The sequence below is a fragment of the Lentzea chajnantorensis genome (genome assembly GCF_054300775.1).
Genome location: NZ_JBSDZT010000002.1, coordinates 7,219,799 through 7,237,941 on the forward strand (window position 1 = coordinate 7,219,799; position 18,143 = coordinate 7,237,941).

Below are 18,143 nucleotides of genomic sequence, written 5' to 3' on the forward strand. Positions count from 1 at the left end.
GGAAGCGCCGTCCCTTACCCGCCGCTCGCCGCCGGCCGACCCTGGTCGCACGACGAGCACAGGAGGACCTGATGGCAACCACCCTCGACACCTACCGGCTGCTGGGCCGCTCGGGGTTGCGGGTCTCCCCGCTGGCGCTGGGCACGGCCACGTTCGGCAGCGAGCTGGGCTGGGGCGCCGACCGCGCCGACGCGCGGAAGCTGTTCGACACCTACGTCGAGCGCGGCGGCAACTTCATCGACACCGCGAGCGGCTACGGCGGTTCCGAGCGCCTGCTGGGCGAGTTCGCCGGGGACCGCCGCGAGAGCCTGGTGCTGGCGACGAAGTACGCGACGCTGCGCCGGCCCGGCGACCCGAACTCCGGTGGCGCGCACCGCAAGAACCTGGTCGCGTCGGTGGAGAACAGCCTGCGGCAGCTGCGGACCGGCTACCTCGACCTGCTGCACGTGCACGTGTGGGACTTCGCGACACCGGCCGAGGAGGTGCTGCGCGGCCTCGACGACCTGGTGCGCCAGGGCAAGGTGCTGTACGTGGCGGTGTCGAACACCCCCGCGTGGGAGATCTCGCGCATGCAGGCGGTCGCTGACCTGCGCGGGTGGTCGCCGCTGGTGGCGGTGCAGGTCGAGTACAGCCTGCTCAACCGGGCCGCGGAGCGCGACCTGGTCCCGATGGCGCGGGCGCTGGGACTGGGCGTGACGCCGTACTCGCCGCTGGGCGGCGGGGTGCTGACCGGCAAGTACCGCCGCGCCGACCTGACCGCGCCGGACACGACCGAGAGCACCCGCAGGAGCTTCAACGCGGCCCTGGGCATGGTCACCGAACGCGCGCTGGGCATCGCCGATGTCGTGCGGGAGGTCGCCGCGGAGCTGGACCGCACGCCCGCGCAGGTCGCGCTGGCGTGGAACCTGCGGCAGCCGGGCGTGACCGCACCCGTCGTCGGGGCCCGCACCCCCGAGCAGCTGCTCGCGAACCTGGACGCGCTGGCGGTCGACCTCTCCGACGACCAACTGGCCCGGCTGGACGCCGTGAGCGCGATCGACCTCGGCCACCCGCACGACCTGCTGGCCGGTGAGCACCTCCGCGCGGTGACCACCGGTGGGCTGAAGGTCGAGGCCCGCCGCTGAGAACAGCAGCGGCGCGGCTCCCCCGCTCCCGGGAGGGCCGCGCCGCGGTCTGCTGACGAGCTACGTGCAGGGCAAGGCGTCCGGATCAGCCCCCGCCTTGGGCACCCACCGCACGTTCGCGAACGAGGCCTGGAACGTGCCGTCGGTGTAGACGAGGAACGGCGTGTTCACGGTCTCCAGGTCGAGCCCCTTGTCGGAGAAGCAGGAGACCGGGATCTTGACGGTCGCCTTCTGCCCGATCGGGAGGCTGCGGAACGCCTGCGTGGCGTCGAACTCCGCCAGGCACGGGTACACGCAGTGCGCGCTGAGGACCGTGCGGTTGGCCGGGGCCTGGTGCACGATCACGTCGAACTGGACGGCCGCGTTGGCGTTGCCGTAGCCGCGCAGGTCGGCTGCGGCCGGGCTCTGCAGGTACACCTGCGCGGGGCCGGTGCCGGTCCACGTCGTCTTGAGCGCGTCCTGCTGGACGTTCACGTCGGACTGCACGACGTTGATCTCGGCGTGCGCGGCCTGACCGTCGGGGCCGATGACCGTGCCGCCCCAGTTCTCCGCCGACCCGATCATCGACTGGTAGGGCGCGACGTCGGTGCGGTTGAAGACCTCCAGGTCCTCGGTGGCCGTGCCGCCGCCACCGCCGGAGCACAGGGCGCCGGGGCTGGTCTCGTCGAGCTTGCCGACGTTGCCGGTCTGCCAGTCGCGCAGGCCGTAGCCGAGCTTGAACAGCGGCGTCTTCGCGGGCTCACCGGGCAGCGCCGGGCAGGCCTCGGCCGGCCACGAGTAGGACAGCTTGCCGCTGAACCCGTTGTGCTTGCCGCGGATCAGCAGGTCCGCGATGCCCTGGCCCTCGGTGCCCGGCAGCCAGGCGGCCACGAACGCGTCGGAGCGGTTGATCTCCTTGTTCATGTACAGCGCTCGGCCGCCGACGTAGACGGTGATGACCGGCTTGCCCTTGCCGGAGACCTTGTCCAGCACGGCGATGTCCTGCGGGTGCAGGCGCGCGGCCTCGAACGAGCGCTTGCCGAGGTCGCCCACGCCCTCCGCGTACGGGGTCTCGCCGATGACGGCGATGACGGCGTCGAACTGGCTCGCGTCCACGCCCTCCGCGGTCTCGGCGAACGTGACGTTGGCGGTGCCCAGGGTGTCCTGGATGCCCTTGAGGATGCTGGTGGCGTTGGGGAAGTCGGCGTTGGTGTTGCCGGTGCCCTGCCAGGACAGCGTCCAGCCGCCCGTCTGGTTCGAGATGTTGTCCGCGCTCTTGCCGACCACGAGCACCTTGCTGCGCTTGGACAACGGCAGCACGCGCTTGTCGTTCTTCAGCAGCACCGCGGACTCGCGCACGGCCTCGCGGGCGAGCTCCTTGTGCAGCAACGCCTTCTGCTCACCCGCGTGCTCGCGCTGCGAGGGCTTGGGGGCGTCGAACGTGCCGGCGCGCAGCTTGACGCGCAGGATGCGGGTGACGGCGTCGTCGATGCGCGCCATCGGGATCTCGCCGGCCTGGACCTGCGCGATCGTGTTGGTGATGAACGCCTTCCAGTCGTTGGGCACCATGATGATGTCCATGCCGGCGTTGATCGCCTGCGCGCAGCTCGCGTTGGTGCAGCCGGTGACCTGGCCGATGCCGTTCCAGTCGGAGACGAGCAGGCCGTCGAAGCCCATCTTCTCCTTGAGGATGCCGGTCTGCACGTACTTGCTGCCGTGCACCTTGCCCTCGTTGATGACGTCGTTCGTCCAGCTGTTGAACGAGATCATCACCGTCTGCGCACCGGCGGCGAGGGCACCGTAGTAGCCCTGCCCGTGCACGTTGATCATCTTCTGCTCGGTGGACGGGTTGACGCCCTGGTCCTTGCCGCCGGTCGTGCCGCCGTCACCGATGAAGTGCTTCGCGGTGGCGATCACGCCGTCCTCGCCGATGCGCTTCTTCGCGTTGTCCTGCAAGCCCTTGACGGCCTCGTAGCCGTAGGCGCGGGTGATCCGCGGGTCCTCGGAGAAGCCCTCGTAGGTGCGGCCCCAGCGGTCGTCCTCGACGACGGCGAGGGTCGGCGCGAACGCCCAGTCCTGGCCGGTGGCGCGGATCTGCTCCGCGGTGGCCGCGCTGATGTCGCGGACCAGGCACGGGTCCTGCGCGGCACCGAGACCGATGTTGTGCGGGAAGACCGTGGTGCCGAAGACGTTGTTGTTGCCGTGCACCGCGTCGATGCCCCAGATGACGGGGATCTTGGTGCGCGTCTGCTTCGACGCCTCCCAGTAGGCGTCGGCCAGCTTCAGCCAGTCCTGCGGCGTGGCCCGCTTGTTGCCGCCGGGGAAGCTGCCGCCGCCGTTCAGGACAGAGCCGAACCCGTAGGTCGTGACGTCGGCCGGGGTGATCGCGGCGATCTCCGGCTGCGTCATCTGGCCGACCTTCTCGGCCAGCGTCATGTCCTTGAGGATCGCCTTGACGCGCGCCTCGTCCCTGCGGTCACCGTCGAGCTGGCTGTCGACCTTCGGCCAGTCCTTCAACGTCGGCAGGGACTTCTCGATGCGGGCGCACCCGTGCTCGGTCTTGGGCTGCCCGATGACCGTCTGCTTCGGCGGCCGGTGCTGCGCTTCCTGCGCGGTGGCCGCCGACGTCGCGCTGGCGGCGAGCGTCAACCCCAGCACTGCGGCGAGAGTGCTTCTCCAATGCATGCCGCCGATCCTCAACTCCGTGTTACACCCACGTCAATGGGAACGCTCTCATGACTTTGTTCCGGAACGGGCTTGGACGAGGTTCCACTGTCCGGGCTGTGCGTTCGTGTGGGATTTTGGTCGAGGATTTTGAGGTGGGGCGGGTGTGCACGTGCGTGCCCGGACAGCGAACGGCCCCCGGCTCCTTCCGGAACAGGGGGCCGTTGTCAGCCGAAGATCAGCCGGCGAGCGCGCGCACCCGCCGCAGCACCTCGTCCTTGCCCAGCGTGCGGGCGACGGAGTGCAGGTCGGGGCTGCGGGTCGACCCGGTCAGGGCGACGCGGACCAGCTGCGCCGCCTCCTTGATGGAGCCGGGGTAGGCGTCCGGGTTCTTCTTGAACTCCTTGGGGTTCGGCGCGAAGCCGTGCTTGCCGGCCAGCTCGCGGATCTGGCCGAACCACTCCTGCCCGTCCTCGAGGTCGGCGTAGCCGTCCGCGAAGTCCGCGGCGAAGGCCGAGATCAGCTCCGGGGACAGGCCGCCGAGGCGCTCGTCGGTGCGGTCGGTGACCAGCTCGAACAGCGACGGGAAGAAGAACCCGTAGGCGGAGCGGAAGTCGGACCACTTGCGGAGGTCCTTGCGCGGGTTCGAGACCTCCGGGCCGCGCTCGACCTGGAGGGCCGCCAGTGCCTCCTCGCGCGACGACGACAGCACCTCGACCAGCTCGGGGTCGTACGTGGCCGCCCACACCGAGATGCGCTCGACGATCTCCTCGCCGGACAGGGTCGCGACGTAGTCGGCGCAGATGTCGTCGAGCTTCACGAGGTCGACCAGCGGGCCGGCGACGCCGCACTCGGCCAGCATCAGGGGCGACTCGAGGGCCTCGGCCAGGGGCAGCTCGGCCAGGCGGGCGTTGACCAGTCCGCGCAGGTAGTACTGGACGGCCTGCGCCGGGAAGCCCGCCTCGATGAAGTACTCGACGGAGGCCTCGGGGTCCTTGCGCTTGGAGAGCTTGCGGCGGGAGCCGCCCTGCTGCTTCATCAGCGGCGCGATGTGGGCGTACTCGACGCGCTCGAAGCCCAGTGCGTCGAACAGCTGCAGGTGGGTGGGGACCGAGGAGATCCACTCCTCGCCGCGGATCACCAGGTTCACGCGCATCAGGTGGTCGTCGACGGCGTGCGCGAAGTGGTAGGTGGGCAGGCGCGGCGACTGGTCGGAGGCCTTGAGGACCACCACGTCGTTGCGGTTGGCGTCGTGCTCCAGCTGACCGCGGATCGCGTCCACGAACGAGGTGCGCTCCCCCGCCTTGCCCGGCGAGCGGAAGCGGACGACGTACGGGCGGCCGGCGTCCAGGGCCTCCTGGACCTCCTCGGCGGTCTTGTCGCGCCACAGCGCCCAGCGGCCGTAGTAGCCGGTCGGGAGCTTCGTCGCCTGCTGGCGGGCGGTGATGTCGGCGAGCTCCTCCTTCGTGGCGAAGCAGAGGTACGCCTTGTCCTGGCGCAGCAGTTCGCGCACGTAGGTCAGGTAGACCTGCTCGCGCTGCGACTGGTGGTACGGGCCGTAGGCGCCGACGGAGTCCGCCTCGTCGGGCTGGATGCCGAAGTAGGCGAACGCCCGGTTGAACTGGTCGACGGCGCCCTCGACCTCACGGGCCTGGTCGGTGTCCTCGACGCGCACGATGTAGGAGCCACCGGAGTGGGTGGCGATGTCGCGGTCGATCATGCCGACGTACAGGCCGCCGATGTGCAGGAAGCCGGTCGGCGACGGCCCCAGCCGGGTGACCTTGGCGCCTTCGGCCAGCCCGCGGGGCGGGTACTGCTCCTCCCAGTGGGACGGCTCGGGCAGGTCCGAGGGGAACAGGGCGTCGACGACGGCACGGTCGAGCATCGCTGAGGGTCTCCAAAACCGGGGAAAGAGAGTCGTCCCAGGTTATCAATGCGAACGACCGGGGAACGCCCTGGGCATGAAGGCAGTCACTTGGCACGGCAAACGCGACGTCCGGGTCGACAACGTTCCCGACCCGGCGCTCAAGGAACCAGAGGACGTCATCGTCAGGGTCACGTCCAGCGGCATCTGCGGGTCGGACCTGCACCTGTACGAGGTGCTGGGGCCGTTCCTCACCGAGGGCGACATCCTCGGGCACGAGCCGATGGGCGTCGTCGAGGAGGTGGGCGCCCAGGTCACCGAGCTCAAGCCCGGCGACCGGGTGGTGATCCCGTTCAACGTCTCCTGCAACCACTGCTTCATGTGCGACCAGGGGCTGCAGTCGCAGTGCGAGACGACGCAGGTCCGCGAGTACGGGTCCGGTGCCGCCCTGTTCGGCTACACGAAGCTCTACGGCCAGGTGCCCGGCGGTCAGGCCGAGTACCTGCGGGTTCCGTTCGGCAACAGCCTGCCGATCAAGGTGCCGGAGGGCCCGTCGGACGACCGGTTCGTGTACCTGTCGGACGTGCTGCCCACGGCGTGGCAGGCGGTCGAGTACGCGGGCGTGCGGGACGGCGGCACGGTCGCGGTGCTGGGCCTCGGCCCGATCGGCGACATGGCGTGCCGGGTCGCGATGCACCGGGGCGTGCGGGCGATCGGCATCGACCTGGTGCCCGAACGGCTGGCCCGCGCCAAGGCCAGGGGCGTCGAGACGATCGACCTGCGGGGTGCCGGCAAGCGCATCGCCGAGGTGGTCAGGGACCTCACCGGCGGTCGCGGGCCGGACGCGGTGATCGACGCGGTCGGCATGGAGGCCCACGGCGCACCGGTCGCGAAGGCCGCGCAGCAGTTCACCGGCCTGCTGCCGGACGTGGTCGCGCAGAAGTTCATGCGCGAGGCGGGCCTGGACCGGCTCAAGGCGCTGCACACCGCCATCGAGATCGTGCGGCGCGGTGGCACCATCTCGATCTCCGGCGTCTACGGCGGCATGGCCGACCCGATGCCCATGCTCACCATGTTCGACAAGCAGGTCCAGCTGCGCATGGGCCAGGCGAACGTGTGGCGCTGGGTGCCGGAGATCCTGCCACTGCTGACCGACGGCGACCCGCTGGGCGTGGACGACTTCGCCACGCACCGGCTGCCGCTGGCCGAGGCGCCCCGGGCGTACGAGACGTTCCAGAAGAAGGCCGACGGCATGGTCAAAGTGCTGCTCAAACCTTGATCGGCCTAGACTGCGCGGCCATGGCGAAGTACCTGGACGTCCACCCGGACAACCCGCAGAAGCGCGCGATCGACCAGGCCGTGCGGATCTTGCAGGAGGACGGCCTGATCGCGTACCCGACCGACTCCTGCTACGCGCTGGGCTGCCGTCTGGGCAACAAGGACGGCATCGACCGGATCCGGTCGATCCGCAAGCTCGACGACAAGCACCACTTCACCCTGATGTGCGAGAACTTCGCGCAGCTCGGGCAGTTCGTGCAGGTCGACAACGCGGTGTTCCGCGCGGTCAAGGCGGCGACGCCGGGCGGCTACACGTTCATCCTGCCCGCCACGAAGGAGGTGCCGCGCCGGATGATGCACCCGAAGAAGAAGACGGTGGGTGCGCGCATCCCGGACCACATCGTGACGCAGGCGCTGCTGCAGGCGATGGGTGAGCCGCTGCTGACGTCCACCCTGCTGCTGCCCGACGAGGCGGAGCCGCTGGTGCAGGGCTGGGAGATCAAGGAACGGCTCGACCACGTGGTGGACGCGGTGATCGACTCCGGTGAGTGCGGCACCACGCCCACCACGGTGGTGGACTTCTCCGACGGCGAGCCCGAGATCACCCGCTACGGCGCCGGCGACCCGTCCCGCTTCGAGTGACGTATCACGCGGGGCCCCCGCGTGCCCCCCAGGGGAACGCGGGACTCCCGCGTGACCCGAAAAGGGAACGCGGGGCCCCCGCGTGCTGTCGCACGCGGGGGCCTTTCGTGCGCTCAGAGAGTACGAAAGCTCCCCGCGTGCACCTTGCGTGATGGCGCACGCGGGGCTTGCGTGCTGTCGCACGCGGGGGCCTTCCGTGCGCTCAGAGAGTACGAAAGCTCCCCGCGTGCACCTTGCGCGATGCCGCACGCGGGGCTTGCGTGATGTCGCACGCGGGGGCCTTTCGTGCGCTAGGAGAGTACGGAAGCTCCCCGCGTGCACTCTTTAGGAGACGACGAGGGCGTAGTCGGCGTCCGTTGAGGCCGTCTCGCGGTGGCCGTCGACGTTGACCGCCGTCGCGATCACCTCGACCGTCCAGGTGCCCGCGGCGGGCGTCTGGACGAGCACGTTCTCGACGGTGTCGACGGTGTTCGCGGACCCGCCGGGCGTCGACCAGTTGCCGGCCAGCAGGCCGTTGTTGCCGTAGTAGACGGTGCCGTCGGGCGCGGTGACCTTGAGCGTGAGGTCGTTGACGGTGGCCTTGGCCGCGGTCGGCGAGCCGGCCGGGTCGGTGTAGGCCAGGGTGGCCCGCAACGGCGTCTGGCCGTTCGACGTCACGGTGTACTTGCGCGACTGGCCGGTCGTGAGCAGGTCGGTCTCGTTGACCAGCACCGGGAGCTTCCAGCCGCCGGCCTTCGCGCGGTCGTAGAGGTTGCGCACGGACGCGGTGCCCCAGCCCTGGTGGGTGCGGGTCTGGTCGTGCGTGGTGCCGGAGAACGCGTGCTGGTCGGCGGTGTTGATCAGCAGCGCCTTGGCCGTGGCCGCGTGCGGGCGCGCGGTGAACACGTCACGGCCCTTGCCGGGACCGCCGTCGAACACGCCGTCGGCCCACATCTGGAACAGCAGGCCGGCGTTGCCGCAGGTGATCGGCGTGGCGCCGGACGTGCCGCCGAACGACGTGGTGTAGGAGGTGTCCGAGGTGGACGACGTGGTGTCGATGCGGTCGTAGAAGTTCGACAGCTCCGGCTTGATGCGGCCGTCGGCGGCCGGTCCGATCGACGCGCCGCCGTTCCACTTGTCGTCGGCGCGCGAGGCGGTGTTGTAGTGGTAGTGGCCGCCGACCGACAGCACGTTCTTCGCCCACGCCTGCGGGCGTGAGCTGCGGGTGCCGGCGTTGCTCTGCGACTGGCAGATCAGGATGTCGTGGTCGAACACGATCCGGTCCATCTGCTGCGAGACCGACGTGTACGCGGTGGTGAGCGAGTCGCCCCAGCTGTTGCTCTGGAACACCGCCCGGTACTGCCCCGCCGGGTCGACGAGCTGCGCGGTGTGGGCGTAGCGGTCACCGGAGTTGTAGACGGCGAAGATGCCCTGGCCCTCCGGCAGCACGCCGCGCTGCGCGGCCGAGACGCCGGAGGCGAAGATCTGCCCGTAGGTCGACGTGCCGTGCGAGGTGCTCGACGAGTTGCCGGTGTGCATCAGCGGCGGGCGGGCCTTGAACTCCTGGTGCGTGGTGCGCAGCCCGCCGTCCATCACCTCGCCGCGCACGCCCTGGCCGCGGTAGCCGCCGGCGGCCTCGACGTAGTTGGCACCGGACGACTCGCGGGAGATCGCCATGTCGGTCTCCGGCGCGGACACCGGGTCGACGGCGAGCACGGCCGGCAACTTCGCGACCTGCGCCGCCTGCCCCGCGTCCAGGTGGGCCAGGATGTGCTCGCGGCTCGCCGAGATCGAGTCGACGCGCGCGCCGATCGCCTTGATCTTGTCGGCGACGGCCCTCTGGTCGTCGGCGTTCTGCTCGACGAGCGTCACCAGGTACGCGGCGGACCCGGACAGCGCGGCCACCTGCGGCCGGGCCTCGAACGGGCGCAGGTCCCGCACGTAGCTCAACCGGGCGATCCGCGCCGTGTTCGTCATCCGCGCCACGTAGGTGCCGTCCTGCACGAACGCGCCGAGCCGGACCCCGAGGCCCTTGAGCTGGACGCGTTGCGCGTCGGACAACGTGTCGCGGAACTGGAGCAGATATGCGCCCTCGACCGGTGCGGCGACCGCGGGCGTGGCACCGCTGATCAGCGCGAACACTGATACGGCGGAGAGAATTGTGCGCAGCACTAAAGGAACCTCCACATCGGCAGGGATGCCCGGACAGGAGGTGCAGTCCAGGCCCGTGACCAGCACGTTACCGTGATCGACGAGATCAGGGCATCAGTCGTTCGGCGGGAGATGATCTGTCATAGGGTGTAGGTCGGCCACTTTGCCCGTCGATATCCACATTCACCCGGACGGGTGCGTCCGCAGTAACGCCGGAGCAGGTGGGCCCGACATGTCCGGCGAACTGAAATCCGCGCGGAGGATGGATGTCTGTCTCACCTGAGCAGTTGATGGAAGAACTGCGCACGTTGTGCCGCGGGCGCGGTGTGCAGACTCCCGGAATCGACGTGCACGTCGGTCCTGCGCTGCGCCAGGTGTGCGGCATCGCGGAGGCGGACGGCGCGGAGACCGTGCGCACGAAACTGCGCGAGTGGGTGACGAACGCGGTGCGCGGATTCCCGGTGGAGGTCCGCAACGCCGTTCTCGCGCCGCTCGGACTGCACGACGAGGCGCAGTACCGGTTCCTCAACGAACGCATCGACTGGCTCGCGCGGCAGCAGGACCGCGGCGCGCGCACGGTGCGCAGGAGGATGGAGTCCGGTTTGCAGCGCCTCGTGGAGGTGGCGCTGCAACCGGCTCCGGCGACGGCGCCCCCGGCACCGTCCGAGTCGTGGCACGTCAAGGAGTTCGAGGCGCTGCTGAAGCTGGACGGCCCGACGCCGGCCTGCACGGAGCGCCGGACCGTCGTGGCCGACACCGACGGCGTGAACGAGATCGCCTGGTCCATCACGATCCCCTCCCCGACCCCCGAGGGCGCGCCGGGCGACCTGGACATCGAGGTGTTGCACGGGGTCGAGCTGCATCGGCCACGAACGACCGTCCCCGCGGCGCTTCCTCATGAAGCTGCGGTTGCCCCGACCCCTCAACACGGGGCAAACGCACCAGTTCGCACTGGAGGTGAGGGTGCCGCGGGGACAGTCGATGCGTCCGACCTACGTGTTCTGGCCGGAGCGGATGTGCGAGTCGTTCCGGTTGCGGGTGCGGTTCGACCGGAACGACCTGCCCGAGTCGGTGTGGCGCGTCGACGAGGCCTTGGCCCGCGACACCGACGACCTGACGCCCTGGCCCGCGAGGCTGCCCGTCGACGAGATCGGTGAGATCGACGTGGAGTTCTCACACCCCCGTCAGGGCCGCGGTTACGGCGTGCAGTGGGCACCACGTCCGCCGGTCTAGGCGAAGACGCCCAGCAGAGCGGACAGGAGCTCAACGAAGAAATGCGGTTCCACGGTTTCCACCTCCCTGTTTCGGCAAGGGAGAACCGCAGATCGAAGTCGGGTCAGATCACCGAGACGATGAGGAAACTACCGGCCACGAATCCCACCAGCAGGCAGATCGCGGCCACCTTCACCACGGTGGCGAGTGAGCACAGAACTCTCATCGCTAATTCACCTTCTCATTTCGACTGACTTCGGTCTGTTGTTCTCGCGTGCCACAAGAATGCGACCGGGCCGATCGGATGAGAACGGGTTTCCTGTTTCCTGGTGAATCAGGAAACACCTAGTGCGCGGTGGCGCGGCGCAGTGCCATCACGAGCACCGCGTGGGAGCTGCCGGCGTGCGGGAGCATGCCCTGCTGGACCAGTTCGAGCGCGTGCCGGAACGGGATCGTGCGCACCCGCAGGTCGGACTCGCCGGGTTCGAGGGACGCCTGGCCCTGGGTGAGGCCGGTGGCCAGGAAGATGTGGTCGACGTGGTTGCTCAGGCTGTCCGCGCCGTGGATCTGGCCGAGCCGTTCCCACCGCTCGGCGTGCAGCCCGGTCTCCTCGGCGAGCTCGCGGGCGGCCGCCTCGGCGGGACCCGCGTCGGTCTCGTCCACGGCACCGCCGGGTAGTCGCCACTGCGTGCCGTTATGCGTGTAGATCCACTGCCTGGTCAGCACGACCTGGTCGTCGTCGCGGATCGCCAGCACCGTCACCGACGCGGGCGCCACCACGTGCGTGTACACGCCGTGGCCGCCGTCAGGTCTGACGACGTCGTCGCTGCGGACTTCGAACCACGGCGAACGGTGCACCACGTTGGTCGCCAAGCGCTGCCAGACCATCACCACACCAGCCGAGGAGGAGTCGGGACACGTCGTAGCCATGCCTCACATGGAACCATCGCCAACCGTCCCAGATACGCCCAGTTGATCGTCAATGAATGGCCAAATCGTGGACATTCGGCTCGGTGGGGCGCGCGGCGCGACACACTGGCGCGGGGAGGGGGTGAGCCCGGTGTCGCCCACGTTCGCCCAGGAGGTGCGGCGCCTGCGCACCGAGCGCGGGCTGTCGCTGACCAGACTCGCCGAACAGGTCCGCTACAGCAAGAGCTACCTGAGCAAGATAGAGAACGGCCAGGTCCGCCCGACGCCGGAGATGGCGCGGGTGTTCGAGGACGCCCTGCACGCCGGCGGCCGGTTGACGGCGCTCGCCGACGCGCCGGCCCGCCCGATCCCGACTGACGACACGGTGCTGCTGACGTTCGACGCGATGTTCGGCAACATCCGCATGCTCGGTCACCGCTCCAGCCCCGAGGCGGTGCTGCAGTGGCTGCGGCCGCAGGTCGACACGCTGGGCACGATGGCGCGCTCCGCCGGAGACCCCGGTCTGGGCCAGGGCCTGTGGCTGCTGGCCGCGCGGTACGCCGAGTACGCGGGGTGGATGGAGCAGGAGAACGGCGACGAGGCGGCGGCCGCGGAGCTGACCCGCCAGGCGGTGCAGTACGCGATCAAGGGCGGTGACCGGGAGCTGGAGGCCTTCGCGCTGGTCCGGTCCGCCGAGTTCGCCCTGTACCGCGGTGACGCGCGCGCCACGGTCGAACGCGCGCGCCGGGCCGGGCGGTCGCGGTCACCGGCGGTGCAGCGGGCGGCGGCGCTGCGGGAGGCGCAGGGCTACGCGCTGGCCGGGGCCGCCCGGCGGTGTGAGGAGACGCTGGAACGCGCGTTGCTGCTGCAGCAGCAGGGCGGCGAGATCCGGTACGGCTCGACGAGCCTGGTCGACCAGGTGGCGATCACGACGGCGTGGGCGTTCCACGACCTGGGCCGCCACGCGGAGGCCGCCGCGATCCTCGACCTGCAGCTGCCGCTGATCGCCCCGGCGGCGTTGCGCGCCCGCACCCGGTTCGGGCTGCGGCGGGCGCTGGCCCACGCGGCGGCGGGCGACCTGGAGCACGCGTGCGAGCTCGTGACCGCGTTGCTGGACGACGTGCGGCAGGTGCAGTCGGCGACCGTGCACATCGACCTGACGGCGTTCAGCAACCTGCTCACCCGCTCCTGTCCCGCGGTGGGCCGGGAGCTGGCGGCGGAGATCGCGGAGCTCCTCTTCGCCGGCTAGCCGTCCGGCGCGGGGTCACACAGCGGCGCGGTTTTCGCGTTCCAGGGCGTCGGCCATCTCGGTCCACGCCTCGGCGCAGCTGCGCGCCATGTCCGCGACCAGCTCACGGCAGTGCGACGGCACCCCGTTCACCACCACGGCCCACTCCCCCGACGACACGGCGTGCGCCTCCAGCCAGCGCAGCACCAGCCGGCCGTGCTCGGTGAACCGCAGCGACGGGTCACGGCGCAGGATCGGCAGCGTCACGCCCGGTGCCCGCACCTCGGTGCGCACCTGCGGCACCACGGCGTCGGCCCTTTCGGCGGCGCGCATGCGTTCGGGCACCGGGTCCAGGCCCTGGCTCAGCCGCCGCCGCACGTCCCGCACCGTCCCCGGTGACACGCCGGCGGCGCGGGCGACGTCGCGCAACGACGCCCCCGGCCGGTCCTGGATCAGCTGGCCCGCGAGCCGGCGGCCGGCGGCGCTGTTGACCGGGCGGACCTTGCCGTCGCGACCGACCCTGCTCGGTGACTGGCCGCCCACGGCCCTGCGCAGGACGCCGACGGACTTGGCCGCGAGACCGGTGACGGCGGCGATCGAGCGGTCGGACCACTGCGGGTGCGACCGCAGCACCCGTCGGGCCGCCGCCTCGCGGTCGGCGGTGGACAGCGTGGCCTGGTTCAGCTCGACGGACAGGACGAACGCGTCCTCGACCGTCCCGTCGACGTACTCGACGTCGACCGAACTCCAGCCGCGCAGTGCCGCCGCCCTGACCCGGTGCACGCCGTCGACGACCCTCATCGAGGGCCGGTGCACGACGACCGGTGGGATCGAGGCGTCCGAGGACGCCAGGTGGCGGACGAACTCGTCACTGCAGCCGCCAACGCGCGGAGAATCCGCGGGCTGCAGCACGTCGATGTCAACGCGCATGGCAGAACAAGCCCCCCAGGCTCAGTGTCCCCGAACCCCCAGGTGCCGGAGACGACTACAACGCAGGGTAGCCAAGGCGTCAGCGCGAGCGCCACTCGATCGCCGGGCAGACGTCCATGACCATCCGCAGCCCCGCGTCCTTGGTGCGCCGGAACGCCTGGTCGTCGACCACGCCGAGCTGGAACCACACGGCTTTGGCACCGACCTCGACGGCTTCGTCGGCGAACTGCCCCGCGTCCTCGGAGCGCCGGAACACGTCCACGACGTCCACCTCGAACGGGATGTCCTTCAGCGAGGCGTAGCCCTGTTCGCCGTGGACGGTCTCGGCCGACGGGTGCACGGGCACGATCTTCTTGCCGCGCTGCTGCAGGAAGCGGGCAACGCCGTGGGCGGCGCGGGACGGGTTGTCGGACAGGCCGACGATCGCCCAGACCTGGCAGTTCTCGAGAATCCACTCGACGTCGTCACGCATGCGCCCAGCCTAGCCCCGCATCGCAATTTGTGACGCCGGTCACAATGGAGTCCGTGCTGTCGAAAGCCACCGCCGCCCGATCGACGCGTGGGTAGAAACGCACGCACACCCGAGTTCACGAGGAGACCGACATGCGCTTCATGGTCATCGTCAAGGCGTCCGAGGAGTCCGAGAGCGGCGTCCTGCCCACCGCCGCCGAGCTCGCCGAGATGGGGGCCTTCAACGAGGAGCTGGTGAAGGCAGGCGTGATGCTCGCGGGCGAGGGGCTCTACGACAGCGCGAAGGGCGTCCGCGTCCACTTCGACGAGAAGGGCGCGACGACCGTGGTCGACGGCCCCTTCGCCGAGACCAAGGAGCTGATCGCCGGCTTCTGGATCTGGGAGCTGCCCACGCTCACCGACGCCGTCGAGTGGCTGAAGAAGGCGCCGTTCCGCGGCGGTTCGGTCGAGATCCGGCAGATCCACGGCGCGGAGGCGTTCGAGGAGGTCATGACGCAGGAGCTCAGGGAGCAGGAGGACCGGCTGCGCGAGCAGATCACGGCGCAGAACCAGTAGCGGCGGCGCGTGGCGGGCCCACCCGGCCCGCCGCACCGTCCGGTGTGGACGCCGCGGGCCTAGCGGCGCCGGGTCTTCGCGCCCTTCTTGGCCGGCTTCTTCGGCTGCCGCTGCCCGGAGGACTGGCGCTGCCCGGAGGACTGCCGCGCCTGGGACTGCGACTTCGACTGGGCCGCCGCCTTGCGCGGCTTCTCGGCCGGTTCCGCGGCGGGACCGCGGGTGCTGTTGACCGTGCGGCCGCGCACGATGCCGATCAGGTGCTCGACCAGCTCGGGGTTCTCGTCCTCGATCAACCACGCCAGCGCGACCCGCGACTGCGGTGCGTCGTGCACCGGCACGTGCTTGAGGTCCTTGCGGTGGTGCAGGCGGGCCAGCGACTGCGGCACGACCAGCAGACCCACCCCCGCGGCCACGAGCTCGACGGCGGCCGCGGTGGTCTCCGGCCGTTCGACGGGCGCCTGTCCCGGCTGCTCGTCCCAGCGGAGGGTGTCGTCGGCGGGCTGCCACAGCACGTGCTCGCGCAGGTCGGCCAGGGACAGCTCCTCGGCGGCCGCGAGCTCGTGGTCCTTCGGGACGACGACGACCGTGGTCTCGGTGTAGAGCGGGATCGCGTGCAGGTCCTCGCGGTCGCCGGGCAGCCGCAGCAGCACGGCGTCGGCCTCCTTCGCGCGCGCCTTGGCCGCGGCCTCGGCAACGGGGACCTGGACGAGGTGCAGAGGGGTCTCCGGCAGGCGTTCCTGCCAGACCCGCGCCCACTTGCCCGGCGTCACACCTGGGACGTACGCGAGCGTGAAAGAGCCGGTCACCTCCCGAGAGTAGCCTGGTCCGCCGGGTGGCCGAACGACCCGGTTACCCTTTGCGCATGAAGTCGCAGCAGACGATGAAGCCCGCCACCGCCGCCAAGAAGCTCGGCGTGTACCTGGAGGCGACGCCCGAGGAGTTCCGGGCCGGCGTCGTCTCGCGCGACCAGCTGGACGAGATGCAGGCGAACCCGCCGGAGTGGCTGCGAGACCTGCGCCGCAACGGCCCGCACCCCAAGCAGCTGATCGCGCAGAAGCTCGGCATCTCGACGTCGGGCCTCGTGCGCGCGGGCATCACCGAGGCGCTGACCACCGAGCAGATCACCGCGATCAAGGAGGAGAACCCGGACTGGCTGGTGCGCGAGCGCGCCACCTACGCCGAGTTCAAGGCCGAGGAGGCGCGGCTGGCGGAGAAGGCCCGTCTGGAGGCGGACGCCGAGGCCTAGGAGCCGCCCCGCCGTTCCCGCTGAAGAAACCGCTCCGAGCGGTTAGGTTGAACGGCATGGGCAAGTCCCCGGCTGTGGAGCTCGAGGTGGAGGACCGCGTCGTGCGGATCTCCAACCCCGACCGCGTCTACTTCCCCGCACGCGGGGAGACGAAGCTGGACCTCGCGCGGTACTACCTGTCCGTCGGCGACGGCATCGTCCGCGCCCTGCGGGAACGCCCGTGCATGCTGCACCGCTTCCCCGAGGGCGTCACCGGCGAGAAGGTGCACCAGAAACGCCTTCCGCACGGTGCGCCGCCGTGGGTCCGCACGGTGCGGGTGCACTTCCCGCGCTACAACCGGCACGCGGACGAGCTGTGCGTCTCCCACCTCGCCGACGTCATCTGGGCGGTGCAGATGTCCACAGTGGAGTTCCACCCGTGGAACTCCCGCGCGGCCGACACGGAGAAGCCCGACGAGTGGCGCATCGACCTCGACCCCGGGCCAACGTGCCCGTTCGACCGCGTGCGCCGCGTCGCCCTGGTGGTGCAGGAGGTGCTCGCCGAGCTGGGCGCGGTGGGTTTCCCGAAGACGTCGGGTTCGAAGGGCTTGCACGTCTACGTGCGCATCAAGCCGTCCTTCGGCTTCCAGGACGTCCGCAAGGCCGCGCTGGCGTTCGCGCACGAGGTGGAGCGCCGCGCGCCCGACGACGTCGAGACCACCTGGTGGCGCAAGGACCGCGATCCGTCCCTGGTGTTCGTCGACTACAACCAGAACACCCGTGACCGCACGATCGCCAGCGCCTACTCGGTCCGCGGCCACCCGGAGGCCACGGTCTCGACCCCGGTCCGCTGGGACGAGATCCCGGACGTGGACCCGCGCGAGTTCACCATCGCCACCGTCCCCGCCCGGTTCGCGGAGCTGGGTGACCTGCACGCCGGCATCGACGACGCGGTGTGGTCCATCGAACCCCTGCTGGAGTGGGCAGCCCGTGACGAGCTCGAGGTCCCCGATGAGCAGTGACGCCGTGAAGTTCACGAGCCTCGACCAACCGCTCTTCGGCGGCACCGTCAAGGCCGACCTCGTCGACTACCTGGGCTTCGTCGCCGACCGCTTCGTCCCGATCCTCGCCGGCCGCCCGCTGTCGGTGTGGCGGGTCCTGCGCGGCCAGGACCCCTTCATGCAGAAGAACGTCCCGAAGTACACGCCGTCGTTCGTCAAGACCACCTCGGTCTGGGCGGAGGCCTCCCACCGCTCGATCCGGTACGCGCTGTGCGACGACGAGCGGACGCTGATGTGGTTCGCCAACCAGCGGGCCGTCGAGTACCACGTCCCGCTGTCCGCCGGTGAGCACCAGACGCACCTGGTCCTCGACGTCGACCCGCCGGAGGACGCGGGCTTCGACGTGGTCGTGCGGTCGGCGTTCCTGATCCGCGAGGCACTGGCGGCGGCCGGTCTCTCCGGCCTGGTGAAGACGAGCGGCGCCAAGGGCGTCCACGTCTTCGTCCCCCTGCTCCCCCACGACCCCGACGACGTCGCCGCCGCCACCCGCGCCCTAGCCGCGCGCGCCGAGAAGCTCGACCCCGCTCTCGCGACCACGGCGTACATCCGCGCGGAACGCGGCGGCAAGGTCTTCCTCGACTCGACCCGCGCGTGGGGCGCCACGGTGGTCGCCGCCTACAGCCCGCGGTTGCGCGAGGGCCTGCCGATCTCGTTCCCGGTGCCCTGGGAGTCGCTGGCCGACGTGACCCCGGCCGACTTCACCGTCCGCAGCCGGTTCGAGGGCGATCCGTGGACGTCGCTCATGCCCGCACCGCAGCAACTGCCCGCGGACCTCGTGGCCGAGGGGCACGAGATCCCGGTGGCCAGGGTCGTGGCGATGCACGAGGGGAAGCGGCGGAAGCGGGCGGCGGAGCAGGCGGGCGAGTAGCCG

Annotated in this window: 17 protein-coding genes; 9 read left to right on the top strand and 8 right to left on the bottom strand. The window is 70.6% G+C overall.

Going from position 1 to position 18,143, the window contains the following annotated elements; translation table 11 throughout:
• The first annotated feature begins 71 nt into the window (after positions 1-71).
• The gene (locus ACVDFE_RS34625) at positions 72-1,124 is read left to right on the top strand and encodes an aldo/keto reductase (protein WP_458433424.1); all 1,053 of its coding nucleotides are present in this window, start codon (positions 72-74) and stop codon (positions 1,122-1,124) included.
• 60 nt (positions 1,125-1,184) lie between these two features.
• Here ACVDFE_RS34625 and ACVDFE_RS34630 read toward each other — a convergent pair whose 3' ends face one another.
• The gene (locus tag ACVDFE_RS34630) at positions 1,185-3,788 is read right to left on the bottom strand and encodes a glycoside hydrolase family 3 protein (RefSeq protein WP_458433425.1); all 2,604 of its coding nucleotides are present in this window, start codon (positions 3,786-3,788) and stop codon (positions 1,185-1,187) included.
• Between the two features lie 217 nt (positions 3,789-4,005).
• A complete protein-coding gene (locus tag ACVDFE_RS34635) occupies positions 4,006-5,652 on the bottom strand; it encodes a glutamate--tRNA ligase (RefSeq protein WP_458433426.1) in 1,647 nt (548 codons plus the stop codon).
• 76 nt (positions 5,653-5,728) lie between these two features.
• Between ACVDFE_RS34635 and ACVDFE_RS34640 the strand changes: the two genes are divergently transcribed.
• Together ACVDFE_RS34640 and ACVDFE_RS34645 are read left to right on the top strand one after the other, a co-directional pair.
• Positions 5,729-6,910: a zinc-dependent alcohol dehydrogenase gene (locus ACVDFE_RS34640; RefSeq protein ID WP_360398673.1), complete on the top strand. Its 1,182-nt coding sequence runs from the start codon at positions 5,729-5,731 to the stop codon at positions 6,908-6,910.
• Between the two features lie 20 nt (positions 6,911-6,930).
• Positions 6,931-7,551 carry an L-threonylcarbamoyladenylate synthase gene (locus tag ACVDFE_RS34645; protein ID WP_458433427.1) on the top strand — a complete coding sequence of 207 codons (621 nt, stop codon included), beginning with the start codon at positions 6,931-6,933 and terminating at the stop codon, positions 7,549-7,551.
• 324 nt (positions 7,552-7,875) lie between these two features.
• On the opposite strand, the gene ACVDFE_RS34650 is transcribed toward ACVDFE_RS34645, so the two are convergent.
• Positions 7,876-9,702 (bottom strand): S8 family serine peptidase, encoded by a 1,827-nt coding sequence (locus ACVDFE_RS34650; protein ID WP_458433428.1) that lies wholly within the window; start codon positions 9,700-9,702, stop codon positions 7,876-7,878.
• 254 nt (positions 9,703-9,956) lie between these two features.
• Positions 9,957-10,313 (bottom strand): hypothetical protein, encoded by a 357-nt coding sequence (locus tag ACVDFE_RS34655; protein WP_458433429.1) that lies wholly within the window; start codon positions 10,311-10,313, stop codon positions 9,957-9,959.
• Between the two features lie 349 nt (positions 10,314-10,662).
• On the opposite strand from ACVDFE_RS34655, the gene ACVDFE_RS34660 reads away from it, so the two are divergent.
• Complete coding sequence (locus tag ACVDFE_RS34660; protein ID WP_458433430.1) at positions 10,663-10,914, top strand: hypothetical protein; 252 nt, start codon at positions 10,663-10,665, stop codon at positions 10,912-10,914.
• Positions 10,915-11,238: 324 nt separating this feature from the next.
• Here the strand turns inward: ACVDFE_RS34660 and ACVDFE_RS34665 are convergent, their stop codons facing one another.
• Entirely contained in the window at positions 11,239-11,823 is a 585-nt protein-coding gene (locus ACVDFE_RS34665; RefSeq protein WP_360398681.1) for an NUDIX hydrolase, read from the bottom strand.
• Positions 11,824-11,953: 130 nt separating this feature from the next.
• Between ACVDFE_RS34665 and ACVDFE_RS34670 the strand changes: the two genes are divergently transcribed.
• Complete coding sequence (locus tag ACVDFE_RS34670) at positions 11,954-13,051, top strand: helix-turn-helix domain-containing protein (protein WP_458433431.1); 1,098 nt, start codon at positions 11,954-11,956, stop codon at positions 13,049-13,051.
• Between the two features lie 15 nt (positions 13,052-13,066).
• On the opposite strand, the gene ACVDFE_RS34675 is transcribed toward ACVDFE_RS34670, so the two are convergent.
• Both ACVDFE_RS34675 and ACVDFE_RS34680 read right to left on the bottom strand, forming a co-directional pair.
• Positions 13,067-13,960, bottom strand: a complete 894-nt coding sequence (locus ACVDFE_RS34675; RefSeq protein WP_458433432.1) for a streptomycin biosynthesis protein — start codon at positions 13,958-13,960, stop codon at positions 13,067-13,069.
• 79 nt (positions 13,961-14,039) lie between these two features.
• Positions 14,040-14,432, bottom strand: coding sequence for a CoA-binding protein (locus ACVDFE_RS34680; RefSeq protein WP_458433433.1), 393 nt, complete (start codon positions 14,430-14,432; stop codon positions 14,040-14,042).
• Positions 14,433-14,563: 131 nt separating this feature from the next.
• Here ACVDFE_RS34680 and ACVDFE_RS34685 point away from each other — a divergent pair, with 131 nt between their 5' ends.
• On the top strand, positions 14,564-14,986 hold the full coding sequence (locus ACVDFE_RS34685) for a YciI family protein (RefSeq protein WP_458433434.1): 423 nt from the start codon (positions 14,564-14,566) through the stop codon (positions 14,984-14,986).
• 59 nt (positions 14,987-15,045) lie between these two features.
• Here the strand turns inward: ACVDFE_RS34685 and ACVDFE_RS34690 are convergent, their stop codons facing one another.
• Positions 15,046-15,792: a LysR substrate-binding domain-containing protein gene (locus ACVDFE_RS34690; protein ID WP_458433435.1), complete on the bottom strand. Its 747-nt coding sequence runs from the start codon at positions 15,790-15,792 to the stop codon at positions 15,046-15,048.
• Positions 15,793-15,866: 74 nt separating this feature from the next.
• Here ACVDFE_RS34690 and ACVDFE_RS34695 point away from each other — a divergent pair, with 74 nt between their 5' ends.
• The 3 genes from ACVDFE_RS34695 to ACVDFE_RS34705 are packed head-to-tail and all read left to right on the top strand — an operon-like array spanning position 15,867 to position 18,140.
• Positions 15,867-16,232 carry a DUF5997 family protein gene (locus ACVDFE_RS34695; protein WP_360398876.1) on the top strand — a complete coding sequence of 122 codons (366 nt, stop codon included), beginning with the start codon at positions 15,867-15,869 and terminating at the stop codon, positions 16,230-16,232.
• Positions 16,233-16,288: 56 nt separating this feature from the next.
• On the top strand, positions 16,289-17,233 hold the full coding sequence (gene ligD / locus ACVDFE_RS34700) for a non-homologous end-joining DNA ligase (RefSeq protein ID WP_360398693.1): 945 nt from the start codon (positions 16,289-16,291) through the stop codon (positions 17,231-17,233).
• Positions 17,223-18,140: a DNA polymerase domain-containing protein gene (locus ACVDFE_RS34705; RefSeq protein ID WP_458433436.1), complete on the top strand. Its 918-nt coding sequence runs from the start codon at positions 17,223-17,225 to the stop codon at positions 18,138-18,140. The genes ligD and ACVDFE_RS34705 overlap by 11 nt, the downstream gene beginning before the upstream one ends.
• The last annotated feature ends 3 nt before the right edge of the window (positions 18,141-18,143 follow it).